The organism is Paenibacillus rhizoryzae (assembly GCF_059686995.1).
The window spans coordinates 67,314-92,378 of sequence record NZ_JCAALT010000008.1; the positions used below are offsets into that span (position 1 = coordinate 67,314).

A 25,065-nucleotide genomic window follows, 5' to 3' on the forward strand; every position below is an offset into this window, starting at 1 on the left:
CATCATTCGACCGACAAAAAAAAGCTATCCGTGCCGATTCGACAGGATAGCTCTTTTTCTCTTAAATATCGATAAACTCCAAGTAGCTTAGCAACCGCTTCAGCATGACTGCAGCCTCTGCTCTTGTCGCTTTGTTTTTGGCACCAAAGGTAGTGGTCGTCAATCCGCTAATGATGCCGGAATCGACTGCCTTAGCGATGTCGGTCTGCGCCCAAGTACCGATTTTGCCGCGGTCCGTGTACTTCTTCAGCAAGTTCGCGGTCGTTTGCTTCGGTACGATTGAAACGCCGGCCGCGCTTGCCGCACGCACCATCATGGATGCCATCTCTTCGCGGGTAATCGGATTGTTTGGCTTGAATGAGCCGTCTGCCATCCCATTCACGATTCCGGCCGCACTGGCGGACCCGATGTATGCGGCCAGCGCAGTCGAGGTATTCACATCCTTGAATTTACCGGCTGCTGCACGGTCGCCGGCAAGGCCAAGCCCTTTTGCGATGAACATCGCAAACTCACCGCGTGTAATAGCTTTCTTCGGCGCGAAGGTTGTGAGCGTGTTGCCCTCGACAATATATTTCTTCGCTAGCAGCAGAATATCTGCACGTGCCCAATGATTGCTCAGATCCGTATACCCCGCGGCACCCTGCACAACTGCATAGACGCTGTTACCTTTTCGTTTAAACGTAATAACCGATTGTCCACTCTCGCGGGTAACATGCGTAGGTACATAAGCAAGCTTGCCTGTTTGTGGATCCAGCCATACGGCAGATACGGCTTTGCCATCTAGGACTGCACCCGTAGTGACGGACCTGGTTACATAGTTACCCAACGTATCCACATTCTTCGTTTGGCCATTGCTTGAAACGGACATTTCGAAGCTGATCGGATTGATGAGGATTTGTGCATTAGATCCATTCAGCTGCGAGGTAAGAGGCGAACCTAATGTTCCTGCGTTCGTATCTATGGACACATTCAACTGACCTACTGCGCTTGCTGCATTCATCATTTGTCCGAGCTGCGCGTAATTCAGCGCGCTGAGCGGGAATTCATAGGTCACATTCTTGTATACGATCGCGAAGGATGCATTGGATGTCGCTTTCTTCGTGTCTTCCAATGTGCCGAGCGGCAGCGCTACTATAGCGGCTTTCTCAGAGTCCGGTACGGTGAAGACCACTCGCGGCAACGTACCGCCGGCTTTCCTTACCGCATTATAGGCTTGTGCCACCTTCTCCGAAGACAGCATAAACTTGTTCACTGCATTTCCTGCAGGCGATACCGCCGACGACGTCGTTGCGCTGGCAACTTTGATTTCCAGGCCGCCGCCTGCCGCGGACTTGAAGTCACCGCTAGTCGCATCATCCCATGTTGTCTGATTCGCCACATTCGAGTCCGTAAACGAAGCTGCGATCGCACCGGATGTGGAACGGATTGAAGTTCCCGCATTGCTGTAGCTCGCTTTGACCGCGTCGCCTACACTAATCGGTGTGTACAGGGAAAGTACGACAGCAGATCCTTTGATGGCTGCGGATGAGACCGGACGCGACACATTATTCACCTTTACACTAAACTGCGATGTTGAAGGCAAGTAGGACGTATTCAAGGCGCTAGCGAACGTGATTGTGACTTCACCGCCTTTTCCCACAATACCATTGAGAGCAAGCGTTGTCGTTCCACCCACATTCGCCTGCATGCCGCTAAACACCTGTGCCGGGATTCCTCCGAGATCCGTAATTGCCGGTGTCCCACCTACGTAAGAGACCATGATGACATCGCTGGCAATCGTTGAGACCGGAAGACTCAATATGACTTGCGTTCCGTTTACTGTCACATAAGAGACCGTTTTTAGCGTTCCGTTCACCGTCACGTAGAACGATGATGTGTTCGGAACCAGTGCCCCGTTAAGTGCCTCGTCATAGTTCAATGTAACGGTATAGCCTGACGAGGTTACAGATTGCAGCAGTGGAGCTTTCGAGTCTTGTCCGTTCTGGATATAAAAGCCGCTAAAGGAAACAAGCGCGTTGTTCGATAAATCGCGCAGCGGATATGAGCCTGCGGAATAGGACAATGTAACCGACTGTCCTGTCGAAACCGAATTGCCACTGAAATTCAGAAAAATCGCATTTCCGCTTCCGCTTATCTGCGACACGGTCCGGTACGCGCCATCAATGAGAACGGTGAATTGCGAATATGCATACTGATTGATAGCCGCAATTTCTTCACTCATCGTCAAAATGATCAAGTTCCCCGAAACAGTACCGCTCACTTGCCTAGGCGCTGCGGAATCCGGCACGTTCGAAACAGCCAGATTCGAGAAATTGGCGGCAGCGGCTCCCGTCAAATCCTTAATCGGTTTGGAGCCGGCTGAGTAAGATACTCGAATTACTTGTCCATAGGATGCCGCACTCTGCAGCGTGAGCGTCACGACTTGACCGCTTATTTGTACAGCAGTCACTGCCCGCCCCGCACCATTAACGGTCACATAGAAATTAGCGGGTACCGGTATCGAATCTGCGCTGGTGCTTAGATTCTCGTTGAAGGTGATAGCGATCTTGGTGTTGCCTACCAGATCAGCTCTAGTAACGGCCGGAGCGCCTGCTGCTCCTGATGATGTTTTGAAGGTCCACTGATATTGATTGAGAATACCGTCAAAAGGATTACCCGCCAAGTCGGTTACGACACCGGCTGCCATTTCGACATAATAATCCGTATTCGGCAACATCGCGCTAGCAGTTGTAATTAGAAGGTTCCGATTGTTATTCGGATCAATCGCATACGTTGTTGCAATCGAGTTCCCTAAGCTGTTTGTAATAGGTTTGATTAGAATAGTAGGCGAATCAGCACCAAGTAGAATCGGTTCGCTGAACAAGGCCTCCAGCTTCATGCCAAGCACAGGAACATCAAGCGCCGTATTAGCGGGCGTTTGTGTCACGATTGTAGGTGTCACATTATCTTGGGTAACCGTGAAACGCCACGCATTCGGACCCGATAAGCCTGCAAAATAGTTCCCTTTCGCATCTGAGAACGCTTGTCCGCCGATTTCCACATAATAGCTTTGGTTGTTCACATAGGTTTTACTGGTATCCGTGACGATGATTTTAGTAGATCCTCCGCCACTAACCTTATAGGAAGTAACCGGAATAGTCGCGAACACGGCACCGGATGGCGAAGTGCGAATCGTGATGTTCCCCGTTCCCGGATAAACCGGTTCACTGAAATTCAGCTCTAGATTAATAGACGTTGTCGATTGCGCATTGAGAGGTTTCCGGTCGGCCAGCATTGTAGGAGGCGTTGTATCATTGCCCGGATCCGTGTAGAAATTCCAGGAGGTCGCGTCCTGTAGCCCTTGATATTGCTTGGATGCATCTAATGCATCCACGAAAGCTCCCGCATCTATAAGGATATAGAAGCCTGTATTGGCCGCCAAGTCCGCAGGCGGATTAATGATGACCGTTGATCCGGCTCCGCTCGCAACGACCGTTACCGCTGAAGAAGTAACATTAATGGTTTGCACCGTGCTGTTATCTGAAATTTTGTTGATACTGATCGTGCCGGTATTCACCTTAACCGTACCTGGGAAGGAAAGCATAAAGTTTGAGGCTACGCTCACGGCAAAAGCATTATCTGCCGGCGATAGAACCGCAGTCCCGATCGGCGGGGCATTGGTTGTAAATCTCCATCTGGTAGCCGCTATTCCGCTGAAGTTGTTTCCAGCAGCATCCTGAAACGCCCCACTCGGTACGATGACCTCATAGGTGCTATTCCCCTGCAAGCTGCTTGGCAAACTCACCACAATGGACTTACTCGCACTTCCGCTCCCTGTTACATTAATCGAGTTTACGCTAATGGTTTGCGCATCAGCAGGCTGATTCACATTGGTGACGGTAATATTGCCGCTAGCTGCAAACACAGGTTCAGTAAATACCATCGTCAATGAGGTACCTACCCCGGCAGTGGAACCATTAGACGGCGTTAGTGGATCTATGCTTGGAGCAGTCGATAAGGTCGGAGCTGTCGTGTCGATTGAAGATACGGTTGTGAATACCCAACCTACAGCGCTGTTCAGCCCTGCGAAGTTCGTATTCGCATCGTTCGCGAATGCACCTGCATCTATCGTCACATAGTAGCTCGTATTTAACGCGAAATTCGTGCTCGGCGATATCGTAACGATATTCCGGCTCGTTCCGCTGCCAATCGAAACTTTACTGTCTGTTGCAACCGTATACGATTCGAACAACTGATTATCGAGCTGCCTGCGAATCTGAATCGTAGCCGAGCCTGACCCTTTCTTCACGTTCTCATCGAAAGCCAAAATCAGATTCGTGTTTATCGGTACATTCGCGCTTTGGACCGACGGTGAGAAACTGGAGATGACCGGACCGCTAGCTGCTGCCGATACCTTCGAAGGCTTGACTGCAATTCCGCCCACGACGAATTGCACCACCAACAGTGCTGCTATTAAGATTGATATCCATCTACGATTTCGGACCACTATTACCCACTCCCTAATTAAGACACATGTATTATATTTTTCGGTTTGAAGGGGGCTGAAATGAAGATAAAGTTAAAAGTTGCACAAAAAAACCGCTCCTTGTGGGGAGCGGTTTGCTTATAGAGTCAACTACTAGCGCAGAGCGTCTGCTTTCAGCAAATCTGCTTTGTCAACGCGTTCCCACGGAACATCGATGTCTGTACGGCCAAAGTGACCGTAAGCAGCTGTTTTACCGTAGATTGGACGACGAAGGTCAAGCATCTTGATAATGCCTGCAGGGCGAAGGTCGAAGTTGTTCTTGATGACTTCAACAAGAACTTCCTCATCGACTTTACCTGTACCATACGTGTCAACGTTGATGGAAACCGGGTTTGCTACGCCGATCGCGTAAGCAAGCTGAATTTCGCATTTGTCTGCAAGGCCTGCTGCAACGATGTTTTTCGCTACATAACGCGCTGCATAAGCTGCGGAACGGTCAACTTTTGTAGGATCCTTACCGGAGAAAGCACCGCCGCCGTGACGAGCGTAACCGCCGTACGTATCAACGATGATTTTACGGCCTGTAAGACCAGCATCACCTTGAGGTCCGCCGATAACGAAACGGCCTGTTGGGTTAATGAAGTATTTGGTTTCTTCGTCAAGCCATTCTGTAGGAACGACAGGAGCGATAACATGTTTACGGATGTCGGCTTGGATTTGCTCCAACGTAACTTCTTCCGCATGCTGTGTCGAAACAACGATCGCATCTACACGTACAGGCTTGCCGTCTACGTACTCGATCGTTACTTGCGTTTTACCATCCGGACGGAGGTAATCCAACGTACCGTTCTTACGTACTTCCGACAATTGACGCGAAATGCGGTGAGCAAGCGCGATTGGAAGCGGCATAAGCTCAGGTGTTTCGTTCGAAGCAAAACCAAACATCAAACCTTGGTCGCCTGCACCGATATCCGGGTTTTCTTGATGAACGTTCTCTACGCCTTCACGAGTCTCAAGGGCAGCGTTAACGCCTTGCGCAATGTCAGCCGATTGCTCATTAAGCGATGTAAGAACCGCACAAGTGCTGTAATCGAAGCCGAACTTAGCACGCGTGTAGCCGATATCCTTAATAGTACGGCGAACGATTGCAGGAATATCGACATAATCCGCTTTACTGCTGATTTCGCCGATAACAAGCACCAAACCGGTTGCTACCGAAACTTCGCACGCTACGCGCGCATACGGGTCAACCTCAAGAAAAGCATCCAATACCGCATCTGAAATTTGATCACATATCTTATCGGGATGGCCTTCTGTAACGGATTCCGATGTGAACAAGTGACGTCCTTTAAGTGACATCTAATCTCAACCTCCTACAGCTTTCAAAATTCTAAGTATGATGAATAACATGCACAAAATGCTGGGACTCTATAAGAAAATGAATACCCGAAAATGGGTTCAATATAATGCCCAACGTTTCGATTCCAAAAAATGAACCTTTTCCGACGTTGAAATCGGAAAAGGTCTCATGAATACTCTCTAAAACAGTATGATACCGAAACTGTCGCATTGTGTCAATGGCAATAGTCAGCTAACTACGATAGCCCTTTGAGGACTTGCTCTGCGCGCTGGACGAGCAGCCTTGTCATATTACCGCCTACAGATCCCGCATCTCTTGTCGCAAGCTGCGACCAATTGACGTGACCACCTGAACCGCCAGTTCCTCCAAGCTCTGTGCCAAACTCCGTATCCGCAGAACCGGCTGCATATCCACCCGACATAAGCCCAAGCTCTGCCGCAATTTCATACTTCATTTGATTGAGCGCTTGTGCACATTCCGGTACAACTTTGCGATTACTTCTCGACATGATAAGCACCTCCTGATGGGATGCTTATAGTTTGTTCCGGAATGCGCGGTTCAAAGCGGATAACTTGTTGTCAGATCGGGTAAAAATAACTATTGCTGGACTTGCATTTCATAATCGCCGCGAACAAGCACCGTTAATCCGGTCTTTTGTCCAACCTGTGGCGTTACACCACGGCCGCCGCGCGGAAATAGAATGAAATGATTATTAGGGACAGGTTTACCGTTCGTAATATCTGAACCATCCGTCAGATCAGATATCCCATTAGCATCTGAACTGTAGGCCATCGCTTTGCCTGCACGAACGATAAATTCAGTACCATCTTTAGCAACTAGGCGCTTCCCAACAGGAACAGTAACAACTTCTACTTTAGATGAACCTCCGCTTTGCTCCATTTCTTCACGGAACGCATCGAACATCTCCTGCAGCTTCTTGTCGTCCGTACCCTGTCCGTTCTGTTTGGCCAGCTCTGCCTTCACAAGCTCGGCTACTTGTTTATCAATGTAGCTTTTCGTTACGACTGGGTCGTTTACGGAACCTGGGGTATCAGTTGTTTCAGCTTCACTTGTCCATTCGGTCCCAAACCATACAGCAAATCCGATTACAAGAATAGAGAATACTAGTTTAAGGCTTTTAAATCGCAAGAAATAAACCTCCTTACAAACATTCTTCATCTAGCATACTTGAAATCTATCATAACTTCTACCACTTCATAATAGAAAGAGCCAGATACAGATCTGGCTCTGCTCGTTGGGCTATGGTGTTGTTACAAACCATTTCAAATCTTTACTTGCCACAAGTAATTTCGTATTTTCAAATACATCATAAACGTTTAATTTATAGCCATCATATCTTTGAATCTTAGCTTGAACGTCTGGGTCATTAAACACAAGAGTCAATGGATTGTTTATTGCTTCCTTCAATTGCTCTTCATTCTCAGATGCTGCATTAATACTAAACTGTTTAGAGAAAGTCAGTTTACTATTATCTTGATTTACAAACTCGATTAAAACTTTATGATCACCGGCAACAACTTCATAATCTGTATTTTTCCATAAGCTGGAATCCATTGTCATCTTCATTCCGGCTATTTGATAATCTCCGGTGACATTCAAGAATGTATTGATATAATTCAAGCCGAGTGTATAACCAGGGAATTGAATATTACTTAAATTAGTTGTCGTAGCTGATGCTGTAGCAGTTAACGGATAAGAAACCATATCGACAAGAACAGAATTGACTGCTGCTTCACCATTGTCAGCAGTTGTTGTGCTGCCTCCACTAGTGCCCGTAGTAATCGCCTGACCTAAAACAAATTTATATGAAGTAGTATCAAACTTCTTGGATATCGATGCCCATGCGCTTAGTAAAGCTTTACCGCTTGGCGACAGTTTATCTTTAACAGTTGCAAATTGAACAGGTACTACAACTCCATTCTTATCAACAATGTACCCACCAAGTTGGGCAATTGGCGAGGTACGCAGTTCATTATTGACCGCTTCGAGCTCGGCATAGAAGTTGTTTTTTGTTGAACCGTCAAATATAGCTGTTCTTGTTACGGAAATTGTTGAACGTTTTCCTAAATTATTGATTTTATATAGATCTGTCAGCTTCTTGCTCGCAACCTCGCTCAAATTCTGAGCTGAGAACTGATACAGCTGCTTCCCTGCTTTATCTTGTACAGTCTCTGTGCTTACAAAAGTAATTTTATCGATTGAAGTCGTGTACGGAATATCAGAATGCACGACAAAATTGGCTGATGCACCTGGTGCGATTGTAATTGAGTTATCAAGTGCAACTGCTTTTTGTTCAGTACCTACTTTCACACCATTAACCATAAAATACCCGCCTAAATTCGGAATTTGTTGGCTTATTGTGCTCTTGTTGGTGACGGTTAGATTAGCAAGAAGTACATCATGGTCGCTATTTGGCGTTCTTTGAATGGTATTTAATTTTATAGCGAAATCATTGTAAGCAAACGATCCGCCAAGCGTTCCTTGCTGTGTTGTTGACTGTAAAGAATAGGTACCGACAATGTATGATTTTTCTTTTTCAGTTGCTTGTGATTTAGCGACCAGTTGTGCTGTACTAAGTGAAAGATTAGTAGGGAGTTGGCCGGATAAAGAGATTGTTTTCTCGATTTGTGGCAACAAAACAGCATTCTCTTCTCTCGTATAATTAAGTGGATAACTTGTGCCCGAAGAGGTCACAACGAAGTAATCCCAGCTCGGACTTGCAACGGAAGCTGCTCCGATGTTGGTTAGAGTGAAATCAAGGGAGACATCTTTATTGCTCGTACCCTGAGAAACAAATGCTTGCCCCGTCAACGTGTTCACCGGTGTTCCTGTTACATACACCATCCGAGTTTTACCTACTGGTGCAGCAACTAAAGGCTTGGTAGTTGGAAGTGCAAAGACTCCTACTGGTAGCTGGACCTTGCTGGCATCGTCATTTTGCGCAACGACAAGAGACAAAGCTTTTCCCGCAATTGCAAGCGGAATAGTGGCATGGAGCGTTACAATCTTACGTTCTTTAGGTTGAATTGAAGTTTGATCTATGCCTGATGCAGCAACGTTGTAAACAGATAAACTATCCGTTTGAATGAAAAAATTCATTTTTGATAGATCGCTTGATTGAAAGCCAACATTCTCTAGTAGTACATTCATAACCAAATAGGCATTGTTGGCATCTTTTGTCATGTAAGCCTGTTTGATTGCGCTTCTAACTTTATTATTATCATATAGCATAGTTGCTGCTTGGTAAGGTGTTACTTTATCTGTGACATTGGCCGGATATTGAATATTTCCTAATACTTTCTCGTAATTTGCCGCGGAGAAATCCCATTTAACTACTTGGAAAGCAAGGTCAGATAATTTCGTTTGATTATCGACCACCGTGTAATAAGTAAGATATTGGGTCGTCTTTGCAGCAACTTCTTTTTTGTCTTTATCCGATTCAATAAGCGTTGATTTAAAGGACTTCCCTGTTTTAGTTTTCACACGAAGCCAATAATCCATCAAATCAAGCGATGAATTTCCAATATTCGTTAAGCTAACCGAATATACAAGAACCTTTCCTTTCCCCTGCATAAGGAAATGCACATCTCTAATCGTTAGATAAGCCGATGCATTTAGTTTTACAATCTTGCTTGAGATTAAATTAGAGCCAGTGCTCGCTGCAGATGCAACATTAGTGCTTAGTAAGCTCGTACTTGTACTTTGCATTAACAATGCAGTACTTGCTACAGTCATGAAGCCAATCTTAATCCATTTGTGAGCCACTTTCATCCCTCCTGCATTCTATACTTAATTAGACGCATGAATGGCACATTTTGTTTCGAATTGGTATTTAGTGATTATTTTCGAAAACAAAAAAACAGACGAGGATAACCTCGCCTGTTCTTAGGAAAACTAATTATTAAGGATTAACTACGATAACTGCAGTATCAGTTGTACCGTTAGAAGCAACATAAGTGATTGTTGTTGAACCAACTTTAAGTCCTGTTACCACGCCACCAACAGCTGAAGCGATCGTAGAGTCAGATACTAAGATCTTACCTGGAGCTGTGATTGGAACGCCGTATTGGTCTTTAACTGTTACTCCTGGAGTTACAGTCTTAACACCAGCGAGAGATACGGAGTACTCATCAGCGCTGAACTCAACAGTTTTAACAACTTTAGCGTCTGTGGAAACAGTTACTTCACGCTCAGCAACTTTGCTGCCGTTCAGGTAAGCTGCAACTGTGGATTTACCAGCTTTTTGACCAACAACAGTAACACCGTCGTTAGAAACTTTCAGAACGGACTCATCGGAGCTCGTTACGAAATCTGGAGTGTTGGATTTCAGAGCTACAGTAGTGCCACCTGCTGTTTTACCAACAAGAGTTACCGCTTTTTCGTAACCAACAGTGTCTGCAGCAGTTGTGCTACCGAACAGAGTGTCGATTGTGTCAACAGCATACGATTTGATGTCGCTGTTTGCAACAACAGTTACTGTGAATTTTTTGGAAGTGATATCAGCATTAGCATTAGATGTTACAGTAATTTCAGCTGTACCAGCTGCTACTGCTACCAATTGACCACCAACATAATTCACAACGCCAGGAGTACCGCTAGTTACTGTGAATTTACCAGTAGCAACGTTGGAAGTACGACCGTAGTTGTCAACCAACAAGATGTTATCTTGATCGAAATCTACTTTAGCGCCAACTTCCAATGTAGAAGCTACATCAACACTGTGAACTGCTTTGAATACTGCAACGTCAGCTACATTGATGCTAACGCTCTTAGTTTGAAGAACGCCATCAACATATACATAAATTGTAGTAGCGCCAGTTTGGCCGAAGTTGAACTCGAGTTCGCCTTTAGCATTTTTCACTGGAACGATTTCACTGCCGAATGCATTGAACTTAACGTTAGTAAGAACAACGTCTTTAGCTGCAATTGCTGCACCATAAGTGTCAACTGCTGTGAAAGGAAGAACTGCTTTCTCGCCTTTAACGATCAATTTACCGGAGTTGCCCAGTTCGAAAGTTTTCACTTTCGCTGCATCGTTAACAACGATCGAAGTTTGTGCACTTGCTGCAGCAGCGCCGTTAGTTACAGTAACATATACAGTGCCTGCTTTTTTAGTTGCGAACTTAACTACGCCGTCAGTAACAGTGAACTTGTCAACGATTGTGTTATCGCTCACGTAGAATACTAGACCAGCATAAGTTACGGATTTTCCACCTGCCGGAAGACCAGAAAGATCGATGTCACCGTTAGGAAGTACAACTTTTTGACCAGCTGCATCTACCAAAGTAAGTGGAAGAACATAACCATCTTTAACGGAGATGCGAGCATCACCTGTAATTGGTTGTACTTGATCCAGCTTAATGGAAGTTGCTGCGCTACCGTTAATTACTTTCAGTTGTTTGTTAACGGAAAGACCAGCGGATGGAACGATAGCTGTTACGCTGATAACATCGTTAATTGCTGCTTCGTCAGCGCCACCTACGTTAAGGTCAAGAACGTTACCGTTTGTAAGTTGTTTAGTTTTTGTTACGTTATAAGACGAGACTTGAGTGCTTACGCCGCTCATTTCTTCGCCGAATTGGTTATAAACTTTAACGCCCAGGTCTTGATCTGCAACTTGTTGAAGAGCAGTAACAGCGATGTCTACTTTCTTAGCCGCTTCGTCTTCAACTTTAACATTGATAGCATCGCTGCCTTTAACAGTAACTGTGTAGTCACCAGCTGGCAGGTAAGCTACTGCAAGATCAACCGATTTGTTATCAGTTGCGAAAGTTGCAGTTACAGGGTACGTAGTAAGACCGGATTTCAACTCATAAGTCAAAGCTGTTTTCTCAGCAGCTACTGCTTCTCTGTTGAACTTAACAGTTACTTTTTTAGCACCGGATTGTTTAGCTTCTACTGCTTTAAGATCTTTTTCAACTGGTTGAGCAAGATCGTAAGCTACGTCTACTAGTTGACCGCGAGTAGCGTTCACTTGGTAGGACGGAAGCTCAGGAAGCAAGCCAGCTTCGATAGCTGCTGCTACGAAACCTTTAGCCCAAGCAGATACTTTACCAGTTACTTCTTTGTCAGAAGGCTCAACGCCTGCTACCAAGTCAGCAACTTTAGCGATTTGCTCGATAGTTACTTTACCGGATGGACCGAACTTGCCAGCGCCAAGACCGTTAAGTAGACCAGCTTCAGATGCAGCGCCGATAAATCCAGCTGCCCAGTGAGTTTTTGCTACGTCGGAGTAAACGTTAGCTGCAGAGTTTTCTGCAAGCTCGCTTAGCTTCGTAAGTACTTTAGCGAACTCAGCGCGAGTCATTTCTTTGTCAAGACCAGCAGTACCGTCTGGGAAACCGCTGAATACGCCTGCTGCTTTAAGTGCGTCAAATTTCGCTTGTGTGGACAATTCAGTAGTTGTTGCGCCGTCAGCAGCAAATGCCACCGATGCTGTAGATAGAGTCATAGCTGCTGCTACGAGTAGGGATAAACTTTTTTTCATAACCTTTTTGTCTCCTCCTATATAATGCTTAGTTTCTTTAGAGTTTTGTTTAGAATATAGATTGCTCGTTTGTCTCATTGGCCGATTCACCCCCTTTCACGAGTTGAGCAGATTTCTTATAAATAATGTCTGCTTGAAGTGTTCCTTGTAGGAACCTGTCGCAGAATCTTGTAAACAAAAGTTGACAAGAAATATCTGGTAGAGTCTGAACACCACTATAACATTATACAATGGCCTAAATCTAGCGTAAAGAGCAATTTGAGAATTAGTTCCAAGTACTCCGCTACGGCTGGTCAGTTTTCCTGTTGCTTGGTTCATGTAATTAAACGCACAGGTTTCGAAAAAGTTGCGTCGTAAGGAAAAGTTTTTTGAAATTTCTTTAAAACTTATTCTCAAACGCTATTTCTTCGAGTTTGTCGATATGCCACATGAACTAGAACAGCTTGTCTACCACGTTGTTTATTATAAGCCGAATGTCCTATATTCGTCGATAGATAACATTTCCCATGTAAAGATAACTCTAGCAATCCTTTGAAGTAATTGTAACAAAATGAAAGCTGCCCGGAATTCTCCCGGGCAGCACAACCATATCCAACTTAGTTTAGTTTAGGAAGTCGCTTGAGATCAGCTAGCATTTTGCCGATAATGATAGCCGCATCGGAACGAAGCAGGCTGGATTTCGGTTCGAACGTAAAGCCTTTCTTCGGATCAGCTGGGTCTATCGGAGATCCCTTGATGTATCCCTTCTTGGCAATCGCAAGCACAGACGATTTAGCATAGTAGTCAATGTCCGCGTAATCCTTAAAGGTTTTTTGTAATGCTTTATCGATTTTATCAGGATCCGTATCGAGCTTCAAGTTAAGTGCTCTTGCAAGGAAGACGGCAGCATCTCCGCGTGATAAGTTTGCCGTTGGCTCAAACGCGCGCGGCTGTGTACCCCGGATGATCCCTTCACGTGCTGCGGTCTCGATTGTACTATAATCCCAAAGTGCATCTTGATTGATGATCGGAGGCACATCGTCAAAGTGAGGCTTGCTCAGCTCATAGTTAAGCGGAATATTAAGCGCCTTGACGATCATGCTCGTAAACTCACCGCGAGTTGTGTACATATCAGCTCCGAAATCATCGAAGTTGGCTGCATTCATGACACCCTTCGAATAAATTGCTTCTATATAGTTACGCGCATACGGATGGTTCGTAACATCGGAGAAGGAGTAACCCATCTTAGCCACGACATAATATCCGAACTGGTCGAAGGGAACTGTAATGGTGTTCTTCTTCGAATCTACCGTACCGCCAAGGTTCACCCAGAACTTATTCTTCACGTCGTAACGGAATACAGTTACAATCGTTCCTGCTGTGTTCCGGATGCTTGGATCGAAGGAAAGTGTAAGCGTCCCGCGCTTGGAAACAACAAGCTCACGGTCATCTGGTCGATCGTCATAAGTAGGAATCTTCGTATCTCCAGGGCCTTTCGCTCCAGGATATTGGTAAGGATCCACACCCATTTTGAGCGGGTCATAGTTTGGTGTAGATATATCGTCTGCAAGCCCGGCATCAATCCAGTAGACAGGACTGGACTTTACGAAGCGAGTTGGGAACGATACTCTGAATCTTGTGCCGAAATTCTGCATGATCAGATCAAAATCGGCTGGTGGATTGTCGTATTCACGGCGATCTACAACGCCATCTTCAGGGTTTGCAATGGCGAATAGAAGCTTATGACCAGTGAAGATTTGGTTCTTCAAATTAGCCGGTACATTGTAATCGCGACGAATGAGCGCAGTTCCTTTTGGGAAAGTTAGCGATACCGCACCGTCAAACACTTTGTTCGAGTTCTTCATGTCATCCAAAAGCTGTGCGCCAGGTATGTTCGTAGGCGTATAGGTAATCTCAATGAAGTTACTTACTTTGTCGGATGCACTCTCAATCGTAAAGCTGATTTTGTTCACGCCCGGTTTAAGACCTGAAATGGTGGCCTTAAAAGCGTTCGGATATTCAATACCGTTTGCCGGGGTGTTATCCGCATCGTAAGCGAATTTATCAGCTGCTTGTTTATTGATCGTGACTTTATTCGCACCTTTGGCATTGATAATGACATCAACGTAGTTCTTGTTGACGATCCCTTCTGCCGGTAAGTACGGGCGAAGTATCTTGTACGGTAGTACCGTCGGGTCAACTTCTAAACGATATGTCGCCTTCGGTCCGAGATCCCCACTGTTATACACATTGAATAGATAAACGCTGGAGCTTCCATCTGCGTTCAGCTCCTGTTTTCTCAGGAGGAATTTAAACTTCTCCGTAAGAACGTCATATTGGACTACCAAATTTCCATTGATACTGCCGTTTGCCGGAAACATGCCTAGTGGCGAATCCCCTTTAACAATTTGGAACGGATCGCTTAGTTTCCATGTAATTGGGGTCGTGAGAGACGCACCGGTGATTTTCAAAATATAATCGTCAGCGACTTTATGGCCGGATGCATTCACAGCTAGTAATGACGCCATTTTAGCTGCTATTTCAGTCTCATCGCCCAGATCAATGAAATCAAATGTACCAAAGACATTCATAAATGGTTCAGTTGTGGTGTAGATGGAACCTGTCTTCGGGAAGTTAAGATCATTCAAAATCGGCTTCGGATTCGTAATCGCATCCTCGAAAGTAAACGGGAATATGCCTAACGTATCCGGAGCAGGAATAACCGGAAGGTTCGTCGGTACTTTGTTTACCTTAACGACCTTCTCATAGTAGCTCTTGGAGCTTTGGAAAACAAACTTAATTTCGTTCTCACCATTGAACATCGCACCGAGTGCATTCGTCAATTCAGTAGGCTTAATTTCAAATTCAGTGACGTCCGTGCCGACTTTTACAAGAGGAAACGGTACGTTATTGATGTAAAAGTAAACAGTACGTGGTCCTAACGTATTATCATATCTGATTTCTGACGTATTATTGATGTTCTGCAGAACACCTTTGAAGTTACCCAGACTGTTCGTGATAATTTCAGTTACCCGCACTGTCGGGTCCAACGTTGAATCATCATAAACGGTCATACCATCGAAGATTTTATTGAAGCTGGCATAAGGGCCATAAAGCAGCGTAAACTTCGCGGATTTCGTATCGCCGCCAGCCACTTTCACCGTAATAGTTTGCGTCCCCTCAAACGGCATTCGGTAAAACTCCAATATAAATCTCTCAAACGTTTGCGGTATACCGTTAACCGTTCTCGTCACGAACGATTTATCGCGAATGGCGTACTCACCTGAACCAAGCGATTGTCCGGGTAATGGCAGCGGCACCTCAGTTGGGTGTGCAGTAGGAGTATCGCTGTACAAGTCGTCAATATCAGGGACGGTAATAGTCGAACCTGTAGAATTGCCTACCAGCACCTCAATGCCTACTGGCAAACCATAGATGTTCTTGCCTTCGAGCGGCGTACCTTCAATGCCTTGATAGCTTGTAGGTTTATATCCTGCCAGGTAATTGATTTGACTGACAAACGGCTTGTTCTTATCACGCAGTGAGAAGTAGAGCGCATCTGTGCCTTGTTCAGTCGGTGTCAAGTTCAAATGAGCGTTCTCTTCATTGTAGCCGGTAAGCTTGACGTTATATAAGGTATCCGTAGTTAAGGTAGTTGCATTTGGAACTCCGAGATTAATTGTATAGTCATAAACGAAGAATTTATCCGTATTCGATGGATTCCCAACCGCCTTTAAGCTTGTCGTTAGACTGCCTGTAAGATCAGTATAAGTAGGGTCCCCTGGCTTCTTATAGCCAGCCTTCAACCCGGTCAAAGGTGCAGCCGGATTCGGATGCGGTCCTTCAATCGTTGAAGGCGGGTCGGCATAGTAGCTGTTCGGCACAATGACTTTACCCGTCAATTGCAGGTTATGAGTCGTATCGATTACAAAATTCGGGTTGTACTCCAGTGCAGCTGACTGCACAGAAACACCCGCATTCATTTCATTGATATTGACATCATAGAACGTCACGCTTCCGTTGTAGAACGCGATGTCACGGGAGGTTTCGATGACTTGCGTTCCGTTCTTGATGCGGATCGTAACTTGATTCTTTCCTTTCTTCAATGTAATCGGTGCTGCCGCAAACGAATTATTGTTCGCGCTGTTGACCGAGTACGTTTTACTGCTTCCATTCACAACAATCGTCACTTGCTGCGCATTTGGCGCTTTACCTGTAATGCTAATATCCGCAGTGTTGCGTCCGCGCGAGGTGGTGGACTGCACGACAGTCGTTCCATTATCCACAATCGGAAAGTTGTTTCCGTCCAGGCTTGCGGTCAAATCATAAAGCATCGGTCCGTTTCGATATTCGACGTAAATGGAGTTCGCTACTTCTCCTCCGCCTTGCGTCCCTTTAAATGTGATTTTATTAAGACCAGGAAACAATTGAATATTGAACACTTGCAAGCTGAAACCGTTCACCGAAATGTTACTGGTTAGATTCTCACGAACACTTCCGGGTTTGTCCGGCTTAGTCGGATCAATGATTTGCGACACGCTGTAAGATATCGATGTCGGATCCACATTATTTAGCGTCCCTTGAAGTGTAATGCGCTCATCGGTTGTTACTCTCGGGGAACCAATTTGATCGCTTTCACTTGGGAACGTAAAATTGCCTGTCGCTGCATGAGCAGTCTCAATGCGATTGGCAGGCACTAATTGAATCACTAAGGCCAACATAATAAACAACGCAACTAATTTTCTGATCACGGTGAGCCTCCTCCACTTCAATCCCATACACATAATTTGATGTATCCTTTTTATCGGCGCTAAGCCCCCAAAAGTTTAGACAAGAACCAGAAATCTAACGGCTAAAACCCCATACAAAACAAAAAACTCCGCTCCCCGTAAGGAGCGAAGTTCTTATTTAACTTATTGTTAATTATTTCGAGCGCGATTGTTCGGTGCCCATCACTAAACGCTGCAAGAAGTTAAGCAGCGGGCGGCGGCTTTTATCCACGATACCGATAAGCTCCGCACCAATTTGGAGAATGAACACGAGAACGAGAATAACGCCGAAAGTAATCCAGTTTGCAGCATCGGATTGCACAATCGTCGATTGCAGTACTGCGCAGATCCCGAAGATCGATGCGATTCCGTAAATAATCAATACGGTACGACGGTGGCTGAAGCCAAGCTCGCGTAGACAGTGATGCAGATGACCTTTGTCCGGCGCGAAGATCGGTTTCTTGTTCACCCAGCGGCGTACGATTGCAAAGAACGTATCCGACAAAGGTACACCAATGATAAGAAGCGGTGTAATGAAGGAAACCATCGTAACCTGCTTAAAGCCCATCATGGATAGTGTTGCAAGTGCGAATCCTAAGAACAAGGAACCGGTATCCCCCATGAAGATCTTCGCAGGGTGGAAGTTGTAAACCAAGAATCCGATCACGCCGCCAAGCAGCAAGGCGCTTAGCAAGATAACCGGTGCAGAGCCCATGAAAGCAGCCATTACAAGAATGCTGCTGATCGCAATACCGGACACGCCTGCCGCCAAGCCATCAAGGCCGTCAATCAGGTTGATCGCATTCGTTACGCCTACGATCCAGATAATTGTAAGCGGGATACTGATCCACGCCGCAATCGGTTGCATCGCATCGCCGAACGGAATGTTGACCAGGTCAATCTTAACGCCGAAGCCGAGTACGACAACGCATGCCGCAATCAATTGACCCAGTAGTTTTACTTTTGCAGATAGTTCGAAACGATCATCCAGTGCGCCGATAATCACAATGATCGTGCCGCCAACAAGCAGCGCATTAATCAAATTCAAGTCGTAGCTGCGCAGCAAGCCTTCCGGAATGAAAGGTTTCACTGCAAAATAAGCACCGACAAAAGCAGCATATATCCCCAGGCCGCCAAGCCGCGGCATTATTCGTGTATGAACTTTACGATGATTTGGCTTGTCAATTGCCCCGATTTTGTTAGCGAATTTAATGACAAACGGGGTAAGTGCAAGTGCAAGACATAATGAAATAATAAATCCGATTGAGTAGAGTACGACCTGAGTCATTTCCATCTCCCTTTCATAGCTATCGCCGGATTGAATTATACGCTGTTTGAAAAAGAAACTCCACTCTCATTTTCAAGCAATTTTCACGGAATTCCCCTTTTAATCGCTTGCTTGGTCGAGTTATTGCGACATTTTCTTTCTCGCACAGCGCATTCGCTACATTTTTCGGCCATATATCTACACTTTAGTAGCTTTCGTGTTTGCTGGGGAGAGGGAGCATCCATATATTGATTAACGTAAAAATGCAGAAATTTGTTTCGCCGGAACACGCGCTTCTTCTTTTAATTGTGAAATGGCATCATGATGATCGGCGCGCCACCCTTGCGGATCGTCGAGCAGCTCGCCGATCGCGGATACGAAAGCTTGCGGATCAAGCGCTTCGGTCGTCCCGATTGGGCTTAGATTGATCCGGTTCAGGAACTGATCAATCTTCGGATCATACGATAGTCCGAGCATCGGAACGGACTGATTCGCTGCGTAGATAAGCGCATGCAGGCGCATGCCCAGCAGCGCGTCGCACCGGCTGACCTCCAGCAGCATGAGCTGCGGGTCATCGCCGGGCTCGGCAATCTCGGCTACGCTCGCGCCGAGATCGCCGAGCTGTTCCATCACCCATCGCGACGCTTCCGCGTCTGATGGCGTGTGAAACGGCAGGAACCGCAGCCGCACCGCCCGGCTGCGGGCCAGCGCGCCAAGCGCCGCGGCGACGCGCGCCAGGTCGGCGCCGTCCTTGCGCCAGTGGCGCAAGGACACGCCGACCACCGGCAGCGGCGCAATGCCCGCCGCAGCCTCCGCCGCGTCTGCGCCAACACTGCCGGCCGGCACCTGCGCGGCCGGCAACGGCAAAGCCATGACCGGATCGGGTACAACGTCGATCCGGTCACGCGGTACCCCTATCCGCCCAAGCAAAGCGGCGGATTCCGTGTCCCGCACAGAGACATACGCGCTGCGGCGCATGACACCGCGAATCAGCCGGTCCATCCACCGGCGATTCACGGGGCCAATCCCTTGCGCGTATGCGAATGTGGGCTTCCCAAGCAGCTGAGCCAGCTTGAGAATGCCCGTATAATAAGGAATCGTCTTGGCACCTGTTGCATCCTGCAGCAGACTGCCGCCGCCGCTGATCAGACCGTCGCTGCCGCGAATAGCGCGAACAATCTCACCGAGGCGCATCCGATGCACAGCTTCTACGCCATACATCGAAGTCGTCCAAGCAGGATCAACGGACAACACGATCGGCACGATGCGAAGCCCCTGCTTCACACCCTCTTCGTCCAGCACGAACAAAATCGATTTCAGCACCGCTTCGTCACCGCTGTTGCGGAAACCATAGTAGCCGGAGATGACTACACGCCGGACTTGAAGCCCTGTTTCAGTTGTGCGATTCGTGGTGCCCATCGTTTCCAAACTCCTTCCCCAATCTGCCACACGCCGATCATCACAAGTCCAATCAACGCGCCCAGTACAAGACCAAGCAAATCACGGATAATGGAAATCGGAAGCGGTGTATGAATATGCGCGAAAGTGTCCACCATAGACAGCTGTCCTATGGAACCTACAATAAATAATACCCACGCTGCACGATATCGAAGCGCAACGAAGAGGCCGAAGAAGAAGAGCGGGTGCGAGAGCAGAAACTCTTTCGTCCGCGGACGAACGCCGAAGGTCGACTCCAGCACATTACGGAACGATAGCTCAAGGGAGGAAGCTTGTCCTTCATTACCTGTACGGGACAGATAATAGAGAGCCATAACTCCCAGTACGCCGGCTACACCCACCCAGAGAACGGTAATTTGCATCTTTAACAGCTTGCGCAAATTGCCGATTACGGATTCGCCTGTATATAGAAGCAAGTACAGTGCAACGAGTGCAATCGGAGCGAGATGCAGCAAACTTACGCCGCGGAACTGCTCCAGTACCAGCTTGTACGTAATATTGTTCAAGAGACCCACGATAAACGGGATTCCGCTCATGGAGATAACCGATGTTGCAGCAAAGATGGTAATAGCCATCAAGAGACGGCGTCCTGCGCTAATGCCCGGGAAGAACCAACGTACTTGTTGATCGCCTCCGCCCGCTACGCGAGTCGCGGTATCATCCGCCGCACCGCCGATCGGTCTGCGGTTGCCAACCGTGTGCGTCCGTACGCGGCGGATCGCCCAGATCATAGCCAGCGTTGGCGCACTGATTGCTGCGCCAAGCGCAAGTCCTTGCTCGAGAATCGACTTCGAAAGCACATACAAGCCTGCGCTGCCGAGAAGTCCAAGCACGAACACCGGAATCGCTACGCCTGGCAGGAATGCACTGATCAGCAATGTAATGAAGGCAACAGCGCCAAGCACTACGACAGCTTTAAGCGGCTTATGCCATGACGGCGATTCGTATTCGAACGGCTGCGGACTGTCTATGGCAAAACCAAGCTTGTCCATTTTGGCCAATACACCGTTCTTGTCTTGCATGGCATCATACAAATTTTGAAGCGGATCGGTAATCATCGATTTCACCGGATTGCTCGAAGGCGCTCCATTCAGATAGAACATCCGAATGCTGCGGTCCTTCGCAGCAAGCTGGAAGCGATCTGCGATCTCTTCCGGCTTCATCGATGCCGAATCATTGTCTGAAAGCGAATAGAGTCTTACTACATTATAATGAGTCAAATAGCCGAGCGTGTTCATGCCCTTCTGAGGCTTCGAGTTTTCGATGGTCGCAATGCCGATTCCATGCTTATTCAGCAGCTCTGCGAATTGGCTCAAGCTCTTCAGCTCGGCGTTGTCCGCGAAACCTTTGACGGCATCGCCTTCAAACAGAATGCGCGTAACGCCCATTTGTTCAAAACCGTCAAGCATCGCATCCACCGAAGCGGCATCAAACGGCATGCGGTCGGACAAACGCGGCACAATCGCAAAGCCAGCAGCATGAATCTCGCCAAGTGCAATCGGATCCGGTACCAGCGGCTTCAAGATCGCATTCTCAAGCGGCGTTTCCAGGATCAAACCGCCTTGTCCTTCATAGCTCCATGAGGAAGTCGTAATGCCCCACTGTTTGTAAGTCGACTCCAAGATCGGACGAATGGCTTCCTCATCCTTGGCGCTCGAGAACAGCACGTACGTATAATTATCATCAGCTGTAGCCGTTTTGCCTTGCAGCTCGCTTGCGCTGGCGGAATTGTATAACGTCAAGCGGCCTGCCCAGCTCAGCTCTTGCAGCGAAGACTCGAATACCGCCATCGCCGTAATGCCAGCCTCATGCATCTTGGTAAGCTCATCCTTCACGAACTGCTTCGGATGGGCTTGATAAGCGGCGATTTGGACTAAATCGCGGTAATCGAACACCATCTGAACCTTGTCGGAGGTTTTTTCCATTTTCCAGCGCGTAGCGCCGATAGGAAGCGCTGCAATCAACCCTAATATCGTCAATACACAAAGGACAAACGTTGCTTTGCGATTCCATTGTTGCCAACCAGTTTGCACATCTTCCACTCCTTAACATTCTCCGTAGGAATTATCGCTACGATTATCTGTCTGTGTTTCCGCAGCAATATTCACGTACGGAAGCTCCGATCCCATTTCCGATCTAGTTGTCCACGCGCTCCATCACAGCTTGTGTCAGGCGCGCAATCGCCGCCTTCGCTTCGTCTTGTGAGCTGCCGCGTACAGCAAAATACACCTTAATCTTAGGCTCCGTCCCTGAAGGACGCAGGCAGAACCATGAACCGTCAGCAAGTAAAAATTTAAGCACGTTCTCAGGAGGCAAGCCGCCCAATCCCGGCAAATAATCAAGCATTTGATCCACGGCGATGCCGCCGATTTCTGCAGGCGGATTGCTGCGCCAATCTTCCATGATCGCTCCGATTTGAGCAACGCCGTCAACGCCTTTAAGTGTACGGGATTCCAGATGCTCTAAATAATTGCCGAATTGCGCATACAGTTCAAGAAGGACATCGTACAGCGTTTTGCCTTTGCTCTTATAATAAGCAGCTGCTTCGCAAATTAGCATGGAAGCGATAACCGCATCTTTATCACGCGCATAAGTGCCAGCCAAGTAGCCGTAGCTTTCCTCATAACCGAATAGGAAGGTACGCTCTCCGCTTTTCTCATATTGCGTCATTTTCTCGCCGATATATTTGAAGCCGGTCAACGTATTGACGACTTCCGCCCCATAGGAAACAGCAATGTCAGCGCCCATTTCGCTCGTCACGATCGTCTTCACTACGACGCCGTTAGCAGGCAGATCGCCGCGTTCCTTACGTATGCTAAGCAAATAATTGACCATGATCGCGCCGGACTGGTTACCCGTCAGCACGACATATTCGCCTTCATTATTACGAACAACCGCGCCCATCCGATCGCAATCCGGATCGGTACCGATAATAATGTCCGCGCCTACCTCTTGTCCGAGCTTAATCGCGAGATTGAACGCCTCCCGCTCCTCCGGATTCGGTGATTTCACCGTGCTGAAGTAGCCGTCAGGCTGCTCTTGCTCAGGGACGATATGAACATTCGTCAGACCTGCTTGCTTAAGCACCTCGCGCACCGGCATGTTGCCCGCACCATGAAGCGGTGTATATACGACAGTCAGCGCCTTGCCAAGACCGTCCACAAGCAGTTTGCTGTTCAAGCTTTCCGCTGCGACAGTTGCGATATAATCGCGGTCTTCCGCATCGCCCAGCCAGTGCAGCAAGCCTTTAGCTTCCGCTTCTTCCCGGCCCATGCGGCGGACTTGATCAAATCCCGTTACTTGCTGAATCGCGCCAATAACCTCAGCTGCATCTCCCGGAACAAGCTGGCAGCCATCGGAACCATAAGCCTTATAGCCGTTATATTCAGGTGGATTGTGACTCGCCGTGATAACAATACCGCTTGTCGCGCCAAGCGCACGAACGGCGTAGGACAGCTGCGGGGTTGGACGAAGGGCTTGAAAAACATGAGCCGTCACACCATTCGCAGCCAAAACAAGTGCAGCGTCAAGCGCAAACTCAGGAGAATTGTTGCGCGAATCGTATGCGATCACCACGGAAGGGGTGCTGCTCTTCGTAAGTACCCAGTTCGCCAGTCCTTGTGTAGCTTTTCCGACAGTATAGCTGTTCAATCGGTTTGTCCCTGCGCCCATAACGCCGCGCAGTCCGCCTGTTCCGAACTCAAGCTCCCGGTAGAAACGATCTTCGATTTCTTTCTCGTTGCCGCTCAGCGCGGCAAGCTCTTGTTTCGTAGCAGCATCAATCATCGGATCGCTCAGCCAAGCCTCGTATCGTTCTACAGTAGAATGGTTCATCTCCAGCATCCTCTCTCCATCCGTAGTTAAGTTACGGTTTTTTTATATATGTAGCAAGCTCAAGGCCCTGTCTTTATTAACCCGATCCTGCCGGGTTTATTCAGGATCCTTCAGTGCGAACATAATCTCACCTTCAGCTACGACTTTATCGCCAACTTTGGCAACAGCCTGTCCTTTGCCGATCATGCCCTTCATTCTTGTAATTTCCACTTCTAATGTAAGGGTGTCGCCGGGAACCACTTGTCCACGGAAACGGCAGTTATCAATGCCTGCGAAGAAGCCGATTTTGCCGCGGTTTGCCTCTACTTTCAGAATAGCAACACAGCCGACCTGCGCCAGCGCCTCCACAATAAGAACACCCGGCATTACCGGGTATTGAGGAAAATGTCCCGTGAAGAACGGTTCATTCATCGTCACATTCTTGATGCCGACGGCTCGTTTGCCTTCCTCCAGCTCAATAATGCGGTCAACGAGCAGAAACGGCGGGCGATGCGGTATAATTTCTTGGATTTGTCTAATATCTAACATGATGTAAGCTCCCTTCAAGATTGGTGTAATAAATTACAAGGTATTGTGCCAAAATAAGGCCATCCATCACGAAACTGCAGTCGTGGGGTTAAGATAAGGGGGATTGAACGCTACAGCCGTTCCTCGCGGCCAAGGCGAATTCAATCTCCTTTTTACCATTATGCGGGCGGAGCCTTTGTATCTGTCTGCTCCTCCGTGCTTTGCACCGCACTGCCTTGCTCCTCTTCGTCCTTATTCAAGCCAACGAAAAGAAAAATGTAAATAAATGAAGTGATAAATGAAAACGCAATGACGCCCCATAAATAGGTTCTGGCAAAAGGCATTTCAAAGAAGATAAACATGATGGCCAAGTAGTACAGGATGGTGGTCAGTTTCCCCATCCAATTTGCAGGGACTGTTTTCTTCCCCCGAAAATGAAAAAATGCCGATCCGACAATCATCCCCGCATCCCGGATAAATATAGCCGCTCCCGCGCTCCACGGAATATGTTCGGTAATAAGCAGCGACAAGATGACGGTAATCATCATCATCTTATCCGCGAGCGGATCCAGCATCGCCCCTACCGAGGTCACTTGCCCGTACTTCCGCGCCAGGTAACCGTCCAAAATATCTGTAAGCCCTGCGATGACAACAATCAGAAAAGCCCATTTCATATGATTCGAAGCGTCCGATGCAAATACGGCAACGTAAACGGGGATTAAAGCAAAACGAAGCATCGTGAGCAAATTAGGAAGATTCAAACGTTTACGCCCCCTTACCTTTATGGCGGAAAAGATGCTTCAAAGATTCTAACCCATTATACCTCTACGCTGGAAAAAATAAAACTGTCCGGGCTATGCCCAAACCAGCCGCAAACCTCATTTCTTGCCGTTTCTTTGCACGCATTTGGCCATGACC

The 25,065-nt window shown here is 47.4% G+C and carries 13 protein-coding genes; all 13 read right to left on the bottom strand.

The window, feature by feature from the left end:
• Nucleotides 1-61: 61 nt before the first annotated feature.
• The 13 genes from AC6ESO_RS22750 to AC6ESO_RS22810 all read right to left on the bottom strand — a co-directional run bounded on the left by AC6ESO_RS22750 (nt 62) and on the right by AC6ESO_RS22810 (nt 24,908).
• Nucleotides 62-4,486 (bottom strand): Ig-like domain-containing protein, encoded by a 4,425-nt coding sequence (locus AC6ESO_RS22750; protein ID WP_497093405.1) that lies wholly within the window; start codon nt 4,484-4,486, stop codon nt 62-64.
• 132 nt (nt 4,487-4,618) lie between these two features.
• The gene (gene metK / locus AC6ESO_RS22755; RefSeq protein WP_091225004.1) at nt 4,619-5,824 is read right to left on the bottom strand and encodes a methionine adenosyltransferase; all 1,206 of its coding nucleotides are present in this window, start codon (nt 5,822-5,824) and stop codon (nt 4,619-4,621) included.
• Between the two features lie 236 nt (nt 5,825-6,060).
• Entirely contained in the window at nt 6,061-6,333 is a 273-nt protein-coding gene (locus AC6ESO_RS22760) for a small, acid-soluble spore protein, alpha/beta type (protein ID WP_494819307.1), read from the bottom strand.
• 89 nt (nt 6,334-6,422) lie between these two features.
• Nucleotides 6,423-6,974, bottom strand: coding sequence for a hypothetical protein (locus tag AC6ESO_RS22765; protein ID WP_497093406.1), 552 nt, complete (start codon nt 6,972-6,974; stop codon nt 6,423-6,425).
• A 111-nt stretch (nt 6,975-7,085) separates the two neighbouring features.
• Nucleotides 7,086-9,611 (bottom strand): hypothetical protein, encoded by a 2,526-nt coding sequence (locus AC6ESO_RS22770; RefSeq protein WP_497093407.1) that lies wholly within the window; start codon nt 9,609-9,611, stop codon nt 7,086-7,088.
• A 136-nt stretch (nt 9,612-9,747) separates the two neighbouring features.
• On the bottom strand, nt 9,748-12,411 hold the full coding sequence (locus AC6ESO_RS22775; protein ID WP_497093408.1) for an S-layer homology domain-containing protein: 2,664 nt from the start codon (nt 12,409-12,411) through the stop codon (nt 9,748-9,750).
• 518 nt (nt 12,412-12,929) lie between these two features.
• Nucleotides 12,930-17,063 (bottom strand): S-layer homology domain-containing protein, encoded by a 4,134-nt coding sequence (locus AC6ESO_RS22780; RefSeq protein ID WP_497093409.1) that lies wholly within the window; start codon nt 17,061-17,063, stop codon nt 12,930-12,932.
• A 172-nt stretch (nt 17,064-17,235) separates the two neighbouring features.
• Complete coding sequence (locus AC6ESO_RS22785; protein WP_494819312.1) at nt 17,236-18,375, bottom strand: glycosyltransferase family 4 protein; 1,140 nt, start codon at nt 18,373-18,375, stop codon at nt 17,236-17,238.
• A 225-nt stretch (nt 18,376-18,600) separates the two neighbouring features.
• Nucleotides 18,601-19,767 carry a polysaccharide pyruvyl transferase CsaB gene (gene csaB / locus AC6ESO_RS22790; RefSeq protein WP_497093410.1) on the bottom strand — a complete coding sequence of 389 codons (1,167 nt, stop codon included), beginning with the start codon at nt 19,765-19,767 and terminating at the stop codon, nt 18,601-18,603.
• Nucleotides 19,716-21,839 carry a DUF5693 family protein gene (locus tag AC6ESO_RS22795; RefSeq protein WP_497093411.1) on the bottom strand — a complete coding sequence of 708 codons (2,124 nt, stop codon included), beginning with the start codon at nt 21,837-21,839 and terminating at the stop codon, nt 19,716-19,718. The genes csaB and AC6ESO_RS22795 overlap by 52 nt, the downstream gene beginning before the upstream one ends.
• Before the next feature lie 103 nt (nt 21,840-21,942).
• Nucleotides 21,943-23,649, bottom strand: coding sequence for a phospho-sugar mutase (locus tag AC6ESO_RS22800; protein ID WP_497093412.1), 1,707 nt, complete (start codon nt 23,647-23,649; stop codon nt 21,943-21,945).
• An 87-nt stretch (nt 23,650-23,736) separates the two neighbouring features.
• Nucleotides 23,737-24,168: a 3-hydroxyacyl-ACP dehydratase FabZ gene (gene fabZ / locus AC6ESO_RS22805; protein WP_090982305.1), complete on the bottom strand. Its 432-nt coding sequence runs from the start codon at nt 24,166-24,168 to the stop codon at nt 23,737-23,739.
• A gap of 158 nt (nt 24,169-24,326) precedes the next feature.
• Entirely contained in the window at nt 24,327-24,908 is a 582-nt protein-coding gene (locus AC6ESO_RS22810) for a CDP-alcohol phosphatidyltransferase family protein (protein ID WP_494819316.1), read from the bottom strand.
• Between the last annotated feature and the right edge of the window lie 157 nt (nt 24,909-25,065).